At 29.3% G+C, this 17,104-nt stretch carries 12 protein-coding genes; 3 read left to right on the plus strand and 9 right to left on the minus strand.

Annotated elements, in window-relative coordinates:
- Positions 1-14 precede the first annotated feature (14 nt).
- The 7 genes from Q4586_RS12800 to Q4586_RS12830 all read right to left on the minus strand — a co-directional run bounded on the left by Q4586_RS12800 (position 15) and on the right by Q4586_RS12830 (position 9,437).
- Entirely contained in the window at positions 15-1,145 is a 1,131-nt protein-coding gene (locus tag Q4586_RS12800) for an efflux RND transporter periplasmic adaptor subunit (protein WP_303529576.1), read from the minus strand.
- A 10-nt stretch (positions 1,146-1,155) separates the two neighbouring features.
- Positions 1,156-1,656, minus strand: a complete 501-nt coding sequence (locus tag Q4586_RS12805) for a GbsR/MarR family transcriptional regulator (protein ID WP_068703766.1) — start codon at positions 1,654-1,656, stop codon at positions 1,156-1,158.
- A gap of 255 nt (positions 1,657-1,911) precedes the next feature.
- The gene (locus tag Q4586_RS12810) at positions 1,912-4,086 is read right to left on the minus strand and encodes a PepSY domain-containing protein (RefSeq protein WP_303529579.1); all 2,175 of its coding nucleotides are present in this window, start codon (positions 4,084-4,086) and stop codon (positions 1,912-1,914) included.
- A gap of 17 nt (positions 4,087-4,103) precedes the next feature.
- Positions 4,104-4,577 (minus strand): DUF2271 domain-containing protein, encoded by a 474-nt coding sequence (locus Q4586_RS12815; protein WP_303529582.1) that lies wholly within the window; start codon positions 4,575-4,577, stop codon positions 4,104-4,106.
- A gap of 10 nt (positions 4,578-4,587) precedes the next feature.
- A complete protein-coding gene (locus tag Q4586_RS12820) occupies positions 4,588-6,072 on the minus strand; it encodes an ankyrin repeat domain-containing protein (protein ID WP_303529585.1) in 1,485 nt (494 codons plus the stop codon).
- Positions 6,073-6,082: 10 nt separating this feature from the next.
- On the minus strand, positions 6,083-8,506 hold the full coding sequence (locus Q4586_RS12825; protein ID WP_303529588.1) for a TonB-dependent receptor: 2,424 nt from the start codon (positions 8,504-8,506) through the stop codon (positions 6,083-6,085).
- A 28-nt stretch (positions 8,507-8,534) separates the two neighbouring features.
- A complete protein-coding gene (locus tag Q4586_RS12830) occupies positions 8,535-9,437 on the minus strand; it encodes a DUF6607 family protein (RefSeq protein ID WP_068703774.1) in 903 nt (300 codons plus the stop codon).
- Between the two features lie 100 nt (positions 9,438-9,537).
- Between Q4586_RS12830 and Q4586_RS12835 the strand changes: the two genes are divergently transcribed.
- Entirely contained in the window at positions 9,538-11,592 is a 2,055-nt protein-coding gene (locus Q4586_RS12835) for a TonB-dependent receptor plug domain-containing protein (RefSeq protein ID WP_303529590.1), read from the plus strand.
- 18 nt (positions 11,593-11,610) lie between these two features.
- Positions 11,611-12,243, plus strand: a complete 633-nt coding sequence (locus tag Q4586_RS12840; protein ID WP_303529592.1) for an HmuY family protein — start codon at positions 11,611-11,613, stop codon at positions 12,241-12,243.
- Positions 12,244-12,488: 245 nt separating this feature from the next.
- Here the strand turns inward: Q4586_RS12840 and uvrA are convergent, their stop codons facing one another.
- The gene (gene uvrA / locus Q4586_RS12845) at positions 12,489-15,278 is read right to left on the minus strand and encodes an excinuclease ABC subunit UvrA (RefSeq protein ID WP_303529593.1); all 2,790 of its coding nucleotides are present in this window, start codon (positions 15,276-15,278) and stop codon (positions 12,489-12,491) included.
- Positions 15,279-15,516: 238 nt separating this feature from the next.
- On the opposite strand from uvrA, the gene Q4586_RS12850 reads away from it, so the two are divergent.
- On the plus strand, positions 15,517-16,101 hold the full coding sequence (locus Q4586_RS12850) for an RNA polymerase sigma factor (protein WP_068703782.1): 585 nt from the start codon (positions 15,517-15,519) through the stop codon (positions 16,099-16,101).
- A 240-nt stretch (positions 16,102-16,341) separates the two neighbouring features.
- On the opposite strand, the gene Q4586_RS12855 is transcribed toward Q4586_RS12850, so the two are convergent.
- The gene (locus tag Q4586_RS12855; protein WP_068703784.1) at positions 16,342-17,001 is read right to left on the minus strand and encodes an endonuclease III domain-containing protein; all 660 of its coding nucleotides are present in this window, start codon (positions 16,999-17,001) and stop codon (positions 16,342-16,344) included.
- Positions 17,002-17,104: the final 103 nt, after the last annotated feature.

Raw genomic sequence — 17,104 nt, forward strand, 5'->3', positions numbered from 1 at the left:
TGTTTGGTTGTTATTTAATTTCTGAATAAAGTTGCAACTGGTTTTATAGCTTTTTCAAAAGAAGTTTCTAATGGAGAAATTTCCATTCCATTTCTTAGTTTTCCAACTCCAGAAATTATAATTTTATCATTTGTAGTAATTCCAGATTCTACCACATATAAATTATCTACGGTTCCTTTTACTTTTAAAATGGAAGTTGCTACTTTATTACCTTCTCCAAGTTTAAATATCATAATATTTCCTTGTTGTTCAAAAGTTGCTGACTGAGGAACAACAATTGCATCTTTATATTCTATAGGAAATCTTATTTTACCACTGTTACCGTTGGTTAAAATTTCATTAGGATTATTAAAAATTGCTCTTATCTTAATAGTACCTGTGTTTTGGTTTATTTGACCCGTGCTAGTTTGAATACGTCCTTTTTCAGAATATTCTTTTCCATTAGCTAAAATCAAACTTAAATCTGGTGAGTTTTTAATACGTTCGGCTTTATTTTGACCTTCAGATCGTTGTAAATGATCGATGTATTGTGCTTCATTAAAACTAAAAAAAGCATAAACTTTATCTATTTCACTAACTGTTGTTAATGCTTTAGCATCATTTGGGCTAATTAAAGCTCCTTCTCTAAAATTAATAGCACCTACATAACCATCAATAGGGCTTTTAATAGTTGCGTAACCAATATTGGCAGAGACACTACTTAAGTTTGCTTTTGCTTGCGCTAAGTTTGCTTTTGCAGTTTCTAATTGAACCGCACTTATAATGTTTTTTTCTACAAGCGGAATTAATTTATTTACTTCTACTTGGGCAACATTAACCCTAGCTTTTGCTGCTCCAGCATCTTGACTTAAAGATTGCGTTTCTAACTTAAATAACATTTGTCCTTTACGTACTTTTTGACCCTCATCTACATATACTTTTTCTATATATCCAGATGTTTTTGCTCTTACATCACTATTTACTATTCCTTCTATTGTTGCAGGATAATCTGTAAAACCAGTTACGGTTTTTCTTTCAATCTGTGAAACAGGAAATGAAGCAAGAGGTGCTTTTACTGCTACCTTTTTTTGTTCTGTTTTTCCACAGCTTACTATAATTAAGGTTAAACTTAACATTAATATGTTATATATTCTATTTGTAATCATTACGTTGTTTTTAAAAATCGAATTTTTTTTCTATTATTTTTATTCTTAATTCTTCTATTGAAGCTGTTGCTCCGTCGATAAATTTGATATAGTCATTATGAAAATTCAAATCAAATTTTTCTTCTTTTTTTTCTATTGTATGTTCGTTTATACTTTTTTTATATTCCTTTATTTCTAAATGTAGTTCTCTTACTTCTTGCCATTCACTTATAAGGTTATCTATGTGTTGTACTACCGAATCTTTATTGATGACAAAATATTTTTTACGATCACCAGTTTTTGTAAAGTATTCTATCTTGTTTAAATCTTGTAAATGATTAAGGTGTGTAGAAATTGTGCTTTTACTAGCGCAAAGAATGGTTACCATTTCTTCAAAAGTTGCGCCTTTTTTTCCTGTTAAAATAACATAAGCTAAAATACGAGCAGCAACAGGAGCTAAGTTTTCTCTATTTTCTAAATGAACTCCAAGTTTTTCAACTAGTCGCATTTTTTCTTCGCAAATTTCTTTCATTTCTATTTGTTTTACTACTGTATTATGAATAGAAATTATTCACCTACAGTAAAATTCTATGCAAATATAATATATTAGTTCGGAACAATCCGAACTTATCGAAGTTTTAGTTTATTGCATTATAAATATTATTTATAATTGAGTAATTAAGACCTGAATTATTAAAAGCATCATGTCTTTTCTTAAGAAAAGACATGATGCTTTGATTAGGTGTGAGAATAAATTATAGGGATTTATTTAAAATAGATTTTCTGTTTAATAACAATCAGTTTTTATCTGCTTGTTATTTTTGAATTTACTTAATGGAGTATTTAGTTGTTTTAAACTAATAGCTTCTAAAACAGCCACAACACCATTCATCATAGCAATAGAACCGCAAATCATAATGGTTCCATTATTTTTTAATGTGGATGCAATTAAGGTTTGTTGCTTTAAAATAAGATCTTGAACGTATTCTTTATTTTGCTCTTGTGAGTAAGCAATGTGAATATTTTCTTTATTTAAATTTGTTAAAAACGGTGCATACATTTTTAAAGATTCTTTAGTTCTTCCTCCCCAAAATAAATGGGTTTTTGAAGTGTTTTGTAACATTCCTAAAAAAGGCGCAATACCTGTTCCGTTTGCTATTAAAATTGTGCTTTTTGATTTTTTGGGAAGATGAAAAGTCTTGTTTTTTTCAATGTTAGCAAGCAATGTATTTGCTATTTTAAGATTGAAAAGTAAATTAGAACATACTCCAAATTCGTGTTTTTTAATACTTAATAAAATGTCATCATTAATTTTTCCGACAGAATATAAGCGTTTCAGGTTATCTTTTTTAGGAGTAATGGCTAATAAATCTCCAGAAGAAAAATGTAATTTTTTAGAAGGTTGTAAACGAATTAAAAATGAGTTGTCGATATTTAAATTTGTGATAGATTTTACTGTAAAAGCTTGCTGCTTTTTTGGTTTAATAAGTTTTTGCTTTAACGCTAATTTAATTTCAGTTATTTCGTTCCATTGGTTTGCCCAGTTTTTAAAATCGCTGAAATTTTGATTATTTATTTTAAAAATAGGTAGAATAGGAGAGAAGTTATTTTTCTTTTTTAGTTGCTCATCAATAGTAATTGCAAATTCACAATAATTAGGGTATGCTAATGAACCAAATCCAATAACAGCATATTTTATAGGGTTTGGTTGTTTAATTTTTGCAGTTAATTTTAAAAAGTTAGTAGCATTTGCAGGCGGATCTCCTTCACCATAAGTGGCAGTTAAAATAATTAATTGTGTCGCTTTTTTATAGGTTGAGTAGTTGTTTAAATGATCAATAAAAACTGATTTTTTATTAACAGTTAAAGCTTTAAATAAAGAAATAGCCATGTTAAAAGTGTTACCACTTTCTGATCCGACAAGAATTATGATTTCTGCATTTTCTTTCTTAAAAATATTTTTTGGTAATTTACTTTTCCGCTTTTTTGCAATAGTCATAGCAAAACCAGAGTAAATAAAAAATAGAATTGCAATACAAGATAAGAGTAAAATTATAGACCAAATAATAGTACCACGACCGGTGTGTAAAAACAAACTCCAGTTTGATAGTATTTTTGTTAAAGGAAGCTTTTTTTCGCTTATAATTTCACCAGAATATTGATGAATAATCAACTCTTTATTTTTTAGTTTTAACAAAAAATAATCTTCGGGATCATCAGAAAATGGAAATTCAATACTTTTAACTTCACTTAAAGATGTGTTGTTGAATATAGGAAATTTGTCAATCGCAATTTTTTTATTTGAAGAAATCTCTGAAAAATCAAAAGTATGTTTGATGTTGGTTTTTGGTAAAAGAGAAAATTTTTCTAAAGATAAATATACGGCTGTTATCGTGATAATTAAAATAGGAATTAAGGTAAAGCGGCCCAAAATTATATGGTAATATTGATTAAAATCATCTTTAATGATTTTAGAAAAAAACCGTGTAATTCCACCTTGTCTTTTAATGATAAGAATACTACCAGTAAGGGTAATTAAAAAGAGCAAAAAAGAAAAGAATCCGACTAAAAATCGTCCAGTAGATTTTAAAAATAAAGAGCGATGTAAATTAGTTGTCCATTTAAAAATCGATGCTTTAGAAACGACACTACTTATTTTTTTACCCGTACTAGGGTTAATGTAAAAAGTTTTATTTTTTCCGTTTTTGGTAATCACTGCAGCGGTCACAAAATTATGTTCATCAACCTCTAAAGTAATTACTTCTTTATGTTCTTTTTTTAAAGAAGTAATTGTTTGAGAAATTGTAACATTATTAGTGGTTACAGCATAAGGTTTTAACTGATTTGATATCGGTTCAAAACTTAAAATAATACCGGTTACAGCAGCAATAAGTATAAAAATAGATGAAGATATAGCCAAAGCTAAGTGGCTATATCTCCATACAGAAGTTGTAATTTTCATTAAATGTTTTTTGTAAATTATTGAGGAATCATACGGATGTAGCGTATAAATCCTTTTCCTTCAACTTTACTTTTTACATTTTCAGTAGTAAGTTCAAACTCAACATCATCTTTATAGTATTCCTGATCTTCAACGGCAGATTCGAATCTGATTTTGTAACCGTTATTTATTTTGTTATTCGGTATTTTAAGAACACTAATAGTTCTGTTTCCTCCACTAACAGTTGCGCCTGTTATAGCGTCAATATCAGCCCTTTTTTTACCTTGAAACTTCCACCATTCGGTTATGTCAGAATACCAATCTTCATCGTCACCTTGCACGTATAAAGTTTCCTCATATTCTCCTTTAGGGTTTATTAAAGAAACGGTAATATAAGCACCTTCACCTGTATAATTTTTTAATTGAATCATACATTTATAAGTTGCACTATTTGAAGTAGTAAAAGCCATTACTCCAAATGCTAAAAATAAAATTAGAAATATTTTTTTCATGTTATTTGTTTTATTTTAAAAAGCTAATATCCGTATTTTTTAACGATTCATTTTCTTTAGCTAAATCATATAAAGTTTCATCAAAATCTGTTTTTACAGTTTTATCAGCTCCTTTACTAAGTAATAATTTTATGATTTTATCATTTTTAGCAATTAGAACTGCTTCTTGCAAAGCTGATAAGCCTTTGTTGTTTTTTGCGTTGATATCAATTTTATAATCAGCTATAAAGTTTAACATAGCAATACTTTGTTTTTTAACGGCTAAATGAAATAACGTGTTTCCGTTTTTTTGTGCTTGTTTAACACGCATTCCTTTAGCTTTTAAAAGTGTAAGTTTTTGTTGAAATTCTTTTGCTTTTTTAGAGTTAAAGGTTTTAAATAAATGATAATTTAAGTTGTTACCTTTGGTGTCAACAATAGTTGCGTTTGCTCCTTTTTCTAGTAAAAATTTAACGACCTCTGAATTGTTTCTTAAGCTATTGGTAAGCGCAGATTTTCCTTCATTGTTAGTATGATTTATATTTTTAGTTTTTGATGCTAACAATTGTATAATTTCGAAAGAGTTTCTTCTTGCAGCATTAATTAAAGGAGTGTTTCCATTGTTGTCAATTTGATTTGCATTAACTCCTTTGTTTAAAAAATAGTTATAAACGTTGATATCTTTATTACCATAAGCAATATTATGAAGTGGAGTTATACCATCATTATTGGTAACGTTAGGATTGATACCTAAATTTTCTAAATATTTAATAAAACTTAAAGGGTTATAGCCACTTCGTGAACCGATGGTTGATGCTAATATAGCATTATCTCCATTAGAACTAAGTTTCTTATAAGAGACTCCTTTTTTTATTAATAACTCTAGCATTGCTTTGTTGCCTTTGTATGCCGTGTAATTAAAAACCCCATTGCCGTGGTTATCTTTACTATTAAGGTTTAACCCTTTATTGATAAAATAATCTACCAGCTTAAAATCTTTTAAATGACCAATTAATAATAATAAGGCATTCGCACCTTTTTCGTCAACATCCGTTTTAATATCAATACCATTTTTGATAAATAAATCATATATATCTGTATTGGTTTGTCCTGCAACAGCAGCAAAAGTTAATGGTGAAAAGTTATGAGAATCTTTTAAATCTAACCTTGCTTTGTTCTTTATTAAATATTTAACCAATTCTAAATTACCTTTATAGGCTGCCCAAAACACATAAGTTCTTTTATCATGGGTTAGTTTATTAACATCATTACCCTTTATATTTAAAAGGTGTTTAATAACTGTATTTGAAGCTTCTGCTAAAATAGCATTGGTAACCGCATCAAATCCGCTAGGATTTAATGCGACTGCGTTATTGTTTTCTTTTATTTTTTGATTAATAATAGTAACAGTTGGTTTTGTTTTCCAAAAGGCACGATCAAAAAAAACGTTTTTCGTTTGTGCTTGTATCATACTTGCTATAAAAACAAGTAACAGTATTAAGTTTAATTTTTTCATTTATTCTTTATTAAAATTTATAACGTAAAGTTGTTCCGTAGCTAGTAGGTTGAATTCTGTTCAAATATACAGTACGGTAAGCATTATACCCCACCTCATTAAAAATATTGTTTCCATATATATCTAAACTTATTTTTTCATTAAATTTATATGAAGCTTGTAAATTTACAGTTGTGTATGCTTTTAAATTAAAGGGTTTTGTATTTGGCTGTACACCAACATGTGTGTACTTTCTAGACCATACATTATGTGGGCGTTCACCTAAAAAGTATGCTCCGGCTGCTAATGATAATCCATCTAAAGAATTATTGAATGCATATCTTGCCCAAAAATTTGCGGTATGTTTGGGTGTGTTTATTGGGCTTGAGTTGTAATAATAATCTACATGATCTTTGTATTTTGCATCTAAATATGAATATCCACCAATAATTTGTAAGTTAGGTAATACACGACCAATTAATTCGACCTCTACACCGTTTCTTGTATCTTCACCACCTTTAGTAAAATAACCTAAGCTATTTCCTGAAGCATCTAATACTTCTAAATTTAAGTTTTTACTGCTTGTAAAAAATGTAGTTATGTTAAAACGTAAAGCATTATTAAACCAAGTAGATTTTATTCCTGTTTCTAGTTGGTCCCAACGTTCGGTACCTAATTCGTTACCGTTAATATCTGTGTAAAAAGAGGTCATAGGATTAGAGCTACTAGCATACGAACCAAATACAACAATGTTTTCATTAGGTTTAATATTAAAACCAACTAAAGGATTAAATGCATTATCACGTTTAGAACCTGCTAGTGTTCTTCCTAAAAAGTTACCTTTTGTTCTTTCTAAAGAGCTGTAACGTAAACCTAAAAATACATCAGCCCAAGAGTTGATACTAATTTTATCTTGAATGGTAAAACCATATGATTTTGTTTTAGAACCTGAAGCTTTAGCTGGGTTTAAGGTAACACTAATTCCTGAAGGTAATTTATTGTCAATAGGACCTGTAAGGTCTATTACGTCAACATAAGGGTCAGTTGTTGTGTAATTAGTTGTGTATGCTGTATTGTCAAATTCATTAGTTCTATAATCTATTCCTATTTGAAACGTATGTTTTAATGATCCGGTTTCTACATCTTTGCCTATTAAATCTAATTGAAACACACTATTATTGTCGTCTCTACCACTAGCATAATACTCTCGATAACGTTGTTCATCTGTTAATTGATCTAATCCATTTCGAGGACTTGCTTGAAAAGCGTAAGAAGTTTCGGTATATGTATTTAAATTAGATGTAAAATAACCAGCTTTTAGAGTTAATTTATCGCTAATTTTTCTGTCAAAACGAATAGCATAAGTTGTATTAAGAGTACTGCTTCTGTCTGAATCAAACCCCATAAAGCGATCGTTTGATAATTTATAAATGTTGTTAACATCATAACTACCTATGTTTATGGTTCCTTGGTCAGGCGTACGGCTATCATCCATATAATCCATTTCTAAAATAATAGATGTTTTATCATTTGGTTTCCACGCTAAAGATGGATTGATGTATAAGCGATCAGAGCTTACGTTTACACGATAACTATCTGCTTTATCATAAGCACCAGCAACTCTAAAAGCTACTGTTTTTTTCTTATCTAAAGGACCATAAAAATCAAAAGTAGGGCGTAGTTTACCGTAGCTACCAGCTCTTAAACTAACTTCACCGCCTTCATAAAATTTAGGGGTTTTTGTAACTACGTTAATTACACCACCTGCAGAACCTAAATCGCCGCCTAAACCTTGACTAATGGCTGATATTCCTTTTAAAACTTGTATGTTATCTACACCAGCCATATCAGTAATAACACCGGTTCCTCTAAAATCAGAATTAATACGAACTCCGTTTTTTAGTATTGGAATACCTCTATAACCTCTTAACGACATACTTTCTTTAGTGTTACCATAGGTAGCAAAGGTGTATACACCAGCTACGTTTTTAGTAACATCACTAAGACTTAATGCATTTTGTTGATCAATAAGTTTATGCGATAAAACAGAAATACTTTGTAATTGTTCATTAGGTGCTAACGGTAATCTTGTAAGCGTTTCTAGTTTTTCAGCTCTTTTATTACGTGCTCCAAAAAGTTCAACTTCTTCTAACTGAGTGTCAGATTTTAAAATAAAAACTATATTATTTACATCTTTTTTTACAGTTATTTTTTTTGATAAAGAGGTAAAACCTACAGCACTTGCGGTTATTGTATAATTTGAAAATGGGATGTTTTTTAAAACAAAAGTTCCATCTTCTTTTGTTTCAGTACCTGCTGTTGTCCCTTTTATATAAACATTAGCATAAGGTATTATATTGTTGTTTTCTGATTTTACAATTCCTTTTAAGGTTGCTTGGCTAAATGCTGTTTGAATACAGCTACATATTAATAATACTATTGTAAAAATTCTCATTTTTTTTATTTGAGAGGTTATTTAAAAATTATTTTTTAACGAAAGATTCAATTGTTTCGTTGATAGTTTCTTCTTTGGTTATTTTATCAGAAAATAAATGCTTGTACAACGGTTTGTTTTGTACTTTTTTTTCTAATGAAAGGTTTTTGTTTCTTCCATAAACTTCATCCCATTTATTTCTAACCAATTGCCATTTGTTGGTGTTTTTTAACCACCAATTTTGAGCAGCTTTACACTTGCTATCAGCAACTTTAACGTAGGTGTTGTATCCTTTTTCGTTAGCTAGTACAATATCTTTTTTACCTGGTTTTCTAATAATTTTTTTGTTGTCTTGATCGTGTACCCATCCGTAGTTTGTAATTTCATGGCGGTTTCCTCTTTCGGTTACATTATAGTCGCTACGCTTTGTGTATTCTCTACGTGGTAAAGGCGCGTCTGTAGTATTTTCCCAATAACTTTTTCCGTCTACATGTACCCAAGATCCTGAACCTTCGTAACGCGGACTGTCATCAACTTGATATACTTTTTGTGTCCATTGTTTTTTTACATCAGCTTTTGTTTTCTTTTGATAAAGCCAATTATTATCACCATTAAACATGTAAAAATCTTGATTTTGATATGCCCAATCTTGTCGCCAATGTTTTACAATATGTGGTTTTGCAGGATTACCAACTTGTAATAAATGCTGAATTGAAATGTTGTTTTTACCATCTTCAATTAATTGTGCCCATTCTAAACCCTTAGCAATTTTTGTTTTTGATGGTTTATATAAAGAATCTTTACTGTTGTTAAAAGTTTCAGCAAAATTGAAAGTAACTTCAAAACAACCGCACATTTTTTTTATAGCTGCTTTGTCTTTTGTTTTTTTACTTTGAGCATTTATTGTTAAAGCAGTTAATAATAGCATGCTTCCTAATAATACTTTTTTCATTTTATGATTTATTTTTAGTTGAATTATTTTTTTGACAAAAATATAAATTTTATTTAGATTGATTTAAAATAAAAGATATATTTGCAGAAAATTATTAAGAATGTTTCTAAATAGAAAAATAATAGGTTTTTTTACTTTTATAAGTTTAGCTGCTTTTTCGCAAGAAAAAACAGTGCAAAATGATGAGGGTTTAGAAATAAATGAGTTAGATGAGGTAATTGTTACAGCAACAAGAACTGCACGTCAGTTATCATCAATACCAATGCCTGTTACATTAATATCTAAAGAGCAGATTATAAAATCGGGAGCAATACGTTTAAAAGATATTTTGTTAGAGCAAACAGGAATCGCTTTAGTTTCTGACTTTGGAGGTTCAGAAGGGGTACAGTTGCAAGGAGTTTCGGCAGATTATACTTTAATTTTAATTGATGGTGTTCCGGTTGTAGGAAGAACTTCTGGAAACATTGATTTAAACAGACTAACAGTTAATAACATAAAACAAATAGAAATAGTTAAAGGACCATCATCATCCTTATACGGTTCAGAAGCTATTGGTGGCGTAATAAATATAATTACAACACAACCTAAAAATGAAAAATTAAAAGGAACCGTTGGTTATTATGCAAAAGGCGGTGCTGCAAATGAGTTAGATATTAATACAAACGTTTATGTGAAAAGGAAGGGTTTTGGATTGGTTTCGGGAATAAATTTAAACTCCAGTAATGGTTTTGATTTATCACCTGAAACTACTCCAAAAACAACAGAAGCACACCAAAATTTTACTGGACATTTAAAGTTAAGTTACGATTTTTCTAATCAACTAAAAGTTAGTATAACAAATCGATTTTATCAACAAAATCAGCATAAAAGTAAACAAACCGATTGGAATGTTAATACCACAATTAATCATAAAATAACCGACAAATGGCAGTTAGATTATAATTTTTATACCACAAAATATAAGGCAGAAAGTGTATTTAATAATGATGAAACATTGTATAAACAAACTTTACTACGACCAGAAATTAAATCGACAAATAAGTTTAATTACGGAACTTTAATTGCAGGAGTAGGAGCTAATTTTGACGCTTTAGAAAGAACCGAGTTCAATGGTATTAAAAAATACGATACACCTTATGTATTTGGACAGTTTGATTTTAATCCAACCCATAATTTAAATGTAATTATAGGTGCTCGATTTGAAAATAGTAATCAATACAAATCAGCATTTACACCCAAAATATCATCAAGCTACAAAATTAATAATTGGCTCATTGCAAAAGCATCGGTAGGTTACGGATTTAAAGCACCTGATTTTAGGCAACTATATTTTAATTTTAGAAATTCCGCAAGCGGATACGTAGTTTTAGGAACCCAATCGTTACATGATTTATATGGTAATCTACCAGAAATACAATCAATTGATAAAGAATTAAAACCAGAAAGTTCTATTGGTTATAACTTCGGATTTGAATTAAAACCATTACCAAGCTTAAAACTAAATATTAATTTATTTAGAAATGATATTAAAGACTTGATTGATACGTATGATACTCAATTAAATGCTTCAATATTAGGTTTACCCGCCGGAACACGTACATTTTCGTACAGAAACACAAACAAAGTATACACACAAGGAGTAGAGCTAGAAGCGAATTATAAACTATCCTCAAATTTTAACATTTTAGGTGGTTATCAATTTTTAGATACAGGCGATAAATCGCAAGAAGATTTAATAAAGTCGGGCAAGGTTTTTTACAGAAGAACACCATCATCTTCATCAGAAAAAATGACAATTTCAAATTATTATGGGTTGCCAAATCGATCAAAGCACATGGCAAACTTTAAAATATTTTACGAAAATTATCAGCATGATTTTTCAGCAAACATAAGAGCAGTGTACCGAAGTAAATATGCTTTGTTTGATACTAATAACAGTCAAGGAATTATTGATGAGTATGATGATTTTGTTGTAAGTAATGCACAGGTTAATATAGCGGTATCAAAAACATTTTTCAATTTGATGAATGTTCAGTTAGGAGTTGATAACCTTTTTAATGAAAATGGAGTAGAGAATAAAAATACGTTTAAAAATAACGATAGTGTTTTGCGTATAGGAAGCACTTATTATGGTAGAATACAATTTAATTTTTAATATATAAATCAATAAAAAATGAGAATTTTAAAATCAGTTTTAATCGTTGCAATGTTAAGTTTTGTAGCTATATCATGTAGTGATAATAACGATATAGTACCAGATGAAGTTTCTGCGAAGCAAGTAGTTAATTTGTATGCTAAACAAACAACAGATCGTTCAGTACATCCAGCAGTTGAATCAGGAGAGTTTGTTAAGTTTAGTTTTAAGAGCGGTACAATTGTAACCAATGATAATTGGGATATTGCTTTTAGAGGAACTACTATTTTGGTAAATGGAGGAGAGCCAACAGGTAAGACTCAAGAACCAAATAGAACAGGTAATGCCGCTTTAACCATAGTAGAAGGTAAGTTTTCTGAAATAAAAAAAGTACCGTCAGCAGCAGTGTTTAAACAAGATGCCGCAGATGCATTGGCACTACCCAAAAGTACTTGGTATACTTATGATAGATCAGATCATAGTATAGATCCTGCAACAGGAAAAGTTTTAATTATAAAAACAAATGATGGTCATTATGCAAAAATGGAAATCATAAGTTATTATAAAGATATGGATAGCTCAAATTCAGCAGATCCTGCTAATTCAGGCGCACAATATTACACGTTTAATTATGTGTATAACGTTAATTCTGGAGATAAAAATTTTCAGTAATTGTTAATTATTTTGTTAGTTTTTGTTAATGAAAAGCTGTTCTGGTTATTAATCAGGCAGCTTTTTTATTGGTTTAATATGCGTTCGATATAAAAAATTTGATTTTTAAATTATCACTTCGAGTAATTTTTGACAGAAAATTGTATCGAGAAGTATAATTTTAAAAAACAAAAATGTTGTTTTCTATAATTAAATTTTTCCATAATTTCACTCGAATTGACACCTTTTCTTATACCGAACTTATATTAATTTATTTTCTCTTGTAAATACTTAGCGGTATAAGACGCTTTATTTTTAATTAACTCTTCAGGCGTTCCAGTAAAAATTAAATTCCCGCCATTTTTACCACCTTCTAAACCAAGATCTATAATATAATCGGCACATTTAATTAACTCAATATTATGTTCAATAACAATAATAGAATGTCCTTTTTCTATCAAGGCATTAAATGATGCTAATAGCTTTTTAATATCATGAAAATGCAATCCAGTTGTAGGTTCATCAAAAATAAATAAAGCTTTATCCTTAGTGTTTCCTTTTATTAAAAACGAGGCTAGTTTAATACGTTGCGCTTCTCCACCAGATAAGGTTGATGATGATTGTCCTAATTGTACATAACCCAAACCAACATCTTGTAAAGGTTTTAGTTTTTTTGCAATTTTTGTTTGCTCATGTTTTGCGAAAAAAGCAACGGCATCATCAATAGTTGAATTTAAAATATCATCGATAGATTTTCCTCCAAAAGTAACCTCTAATACTTCTTTTTTAAAGCGTTTTCCGTTACAAGTATCACATTGTAAATGCACATCTGCCATAAATTGCATTTCAATGGTAACTTCGCCTTCACCCTTACAAACCTCGCAACGACCACCTTCTACATTAAAAGAAAAATGTTTAGGTTGATAGTTTCTTATTTTTGATAATTTTTGTTCAGATAATAATTTACGAATATCATCATAAGCTTTTATATAGGTAACTGGGTTTGATCTTGATGAGCGACCAATTGGATTTTGATCAATAAATTCAATATGTTTTAAAGTGTCAAAACTACCAGTAATATCAGTATATTGACCAACTTTATCTCCATATCCGTTTAGCTTTTTCTGCATTGCAGGATATAAAATTTTCTTAACCAATGTACTTTTTCCACTACCTGAAACCCCTGTAATTACCGTTAAGTTATTTAAAGGAAAAGAAACATCTACATTTTTTAAGTTGTTTTCTCGTGCACCAATAATATTAATGGTGTTTTTTGATGTTCTGCGAGAAGTTGGAATATCAATTTTTAATTCTTCGGATAAATATTTGGCAGTTAACGAGTCAGATTTCATAATAGCATCAAAAGTACCTTCGGCAACTACGTGTCCACCATAAGTTCCTGCTTCAGGCCCGATATCAATAATATAATCAGCTTCTTTCATAATATCTTCATCATGTTCAACCACAATAACTGTGTTACCTAAATCGCGTAAATCTTTAAGTACATCAATTAATCGTTCAGTATCTTTAGGATGCAAACCAATACTAGGTTCATCTAAAATATACATAGATCCTACGAGCGAACTACCTAATGAAGTTGCTAAATTTATTCTTTGACTTTCACCACCAGAAAGTGTGTTAGATGTACGATTTAAGGTTAAATAATTTAAGCCAACGTTTGTTAAAAATAATAAACGACTGTTAATTTCGGTAAGTAATCGTTTACCAATGTTTTCTTCGTACTTGTTTAATTTTATGTTGTTGAAAAGTGCAGATAATTCATCTAATGGAAGCGTAACCAGTTCAGAGATGGTTTTGTTGTGCACCTGTACGTAGTTTGCTTCTTTTCGTAATCGTTTTCCGTTACAATCGGTACAGGTTGTTTTTCCGCGGTAGCGAGAAAGCATTACTCTGTTTTGAATTTTATAACTTTTTTCTTCTAACTTTTTAAATAAATCATGTATTCCCTCAAACTTATTTGTTCCGTTCCAAACAATATTTTTTTGCTTTTCTGATAATTCAAACCAAGGTTTATGAATTGGAATATCAAAAGCTTCAGCATTTAAAATTAACTCTTCTTTATATATTTTGTAGGCATCAGTTTTAAAAGGGAAAATAGCATCTTCAAAGATTGATAATCCTGTATTCGGAATCACTAAATCTTCATCAATACCAATTACACTTCCATAACCCTCACACGTAGGGCAGGCGCCATACGGATTGTTAAAGCTAAATAAATGCGTGTTTGGTTCTAAAAAAGTAATACCATCTAATTCGAACTTATTACTAAATTCGGTAGTTGTTTTAGTGTTTAAATTTTCAATAAAACAAATTCCTTTACCTTCAAAAAATGCAGTTTGAATGGCGTCTCCTAAACGGTTATAAAAATCTTCTTCATGTTTTAAAACAATTCTATCAACCACTAAAAATAAGGGTTCGTTTTTATAATCTTCAATAGGAAATTCATCAATTCTTAAAACAGTATCATTGTATTTTATACGCGCATATCCTTGCTGAGTTAATACTTGCAAAACAGTTTTTAAATCTCTATTTTCATTAATTGTAATTGGTGCAAGTAGTAAAAGTTTGGTGCGTTCTTCAAAAGTTTTAATAAAGTTAATTACATCAGATACAGTATGTTTTTTTACTTCATTACCAGATATTGGCGAAATTGTTTTACCAATACGGGCATATAATAGCTTTATATAATCGTAGATTTCGGTTGAGGTACCTACCGTTGATCTTGGATTTGTTGAATTTACTTTTTGCTCAATAGCAATTGCCGGAGCAATTCCTTTTATATAATCTACCTTAGGTTTATGTAATTTTCCTAAAAACTGACGAGCATAAGAACTTAAACTTTCTACATAACGACGTTGTCCTTCGGCATATAAAGTATCAAAAGCTAATGATGATTTTCCAGAGCCCGAAAGCCCCGTTATCACCACTAATTTATTTCGAGGAATAACAACGTCAATATTTTTTAAATTGTGCAGTTTAGCACCTTTTATAATTATGTTTTCTTTAGGATTAACGGTAGATATATCTGTTTTCATTTTGTTGAAAAATAAGCGATAAAAATACCATTTTTGTTAGTAAAAAACCTATATAAATTAGTAATTTTTAAAATATTTAAGATAAAATATATTGAATATTTGTATTTGTTAAAAAAAAAATGAATATTTGTAACTAACTATTAATCAATAAATAAAAGCCTATAGCTTAAATAATTACTTTTTAAAGACATAAACCCCTTAACAAAAGAGAATTTTAATTCTCTTAAAAAGTAATTATATGCATAAAGATGTTGTAAGTGATAGCACCCTAGTTAAAGACTATATTGGAGGAAGAGAGTTGGCGATAGAATTATTGATTAAACGCCACCAACAAAGATTGTACAGTTTTATATATAGTAAAGTACAAAATAGAGACACTACAGAAGATATTTTTCAGGATACTTTTATAAAAGTAATAAGAACGTTAAAGAAAGGGAATTATAATGAAGAAGGTAAATTTTTACCTTGGGTTATGCGGATTTCACATAACTTAATTATTGATTTTTTTAGAAAAAATAACAGAATGCCTACGTTTAATAACACAGAAGATTTTGATATATTTTCGGTACTAACAGATGGTTCTTTAAATGCAGAAAATAAAATTATAAAAGAGCAAATATTAGCTGATGTAAGAGAATTAGTAGAAGAGTTACCTGAAGAGCAAAAAGAAGTATTAAAAATGCGTATTTATAATGATATGAGTTTTAATGAGATATCAGAAAACACAGGCGTTAGTATAAATACCGCTTTAGGAAGAATGCGATATGCTTTAATTAATTTGAGAAAAATAATTGAAAAAAATAAAATAATTTTAGTAAACTAAACAATAATTATAAAATAGCATCGTTAAATACTTGAAAACAAAATATATAAAGGGGATATATGATGCAAATTTACTCGAAAAAATCTTCGGATTTTAAAATGAAACCTAAACAAGAAACAGTTCAATTTTTGATTAATTTTTCTAAATCGTTAAAAGTAGTTAAAACCAAATCAAACTATCTCATTGAATTGAATTTGAATTAAGAGAGGAAAAAGCTTCAACAAATGTTGAGGCTTTTTTTTATAGTTTATTGTTTTTATAATATTCTTGTATAACTGTTTTTCTACCAATAGTTTTAGTAATAATATCGTTATCTAAATTCCAACCACGAGCAGGAGAATAATCTCTACCATACCAAATTATTTGTAAGTGTAAATCATTCCATAATTCTTTTGGAAATAGTCGTTTTGCATCTTTTTCGGTTTGATTCACGCTTTTACCATTCGATAAATTCCAACGAAACATTAACCGATGTATATGAGTATCAATAGGAAATGCAGGAACACCAAAGGCTTGACTCATTACTACACCGGCAGTTTTGTGTCCAACGGCAGGTAATTCTTCTAAATATTCAAAACTTTCAGGAACTTGACCATTATGCTTTTCTATTAATATTTTTGATAAGCCATAAATTCCTTTCGATTTCATTGGCGATAATCCGCAAGGTCTAATAATTTCCTTAATCTCATCAATAGTCATTTTTACCATGTCGTAAGGATTATCCGCTTTAGCAAATAAAAGTGGTGTAATTTTATTTACACGAACATCTGTACATTGTGCAGATAGTAAAACGGCAATAAGTAATGTATACGGATCTTTATGATCTAAAGGAACGGGTATTTCAGGATATTTTTCTTGAAGTGTGTCAATTACAAATTGTACTTTTTCTGCTTTTGTCATAAAAATAGCGTTATAAAAAATGTAAAGTTATAAAGTTGTTGGTAAAATAATCCCTTTGGGATATTATTTTTTAAATTAAATTTGAATGAACTTTATAAACATT

The sequence above is a fragment of the Tenacibaculum soleae genome (assembly GCF_030549005.1).
GTDB classification, from domain to species: domain Bacteria; phylum Bacteroidota; class Bacteroidia; order Flavobacteriales; family Flavobacteriaceae; genus Polaribacter; species Polaribacter soleae.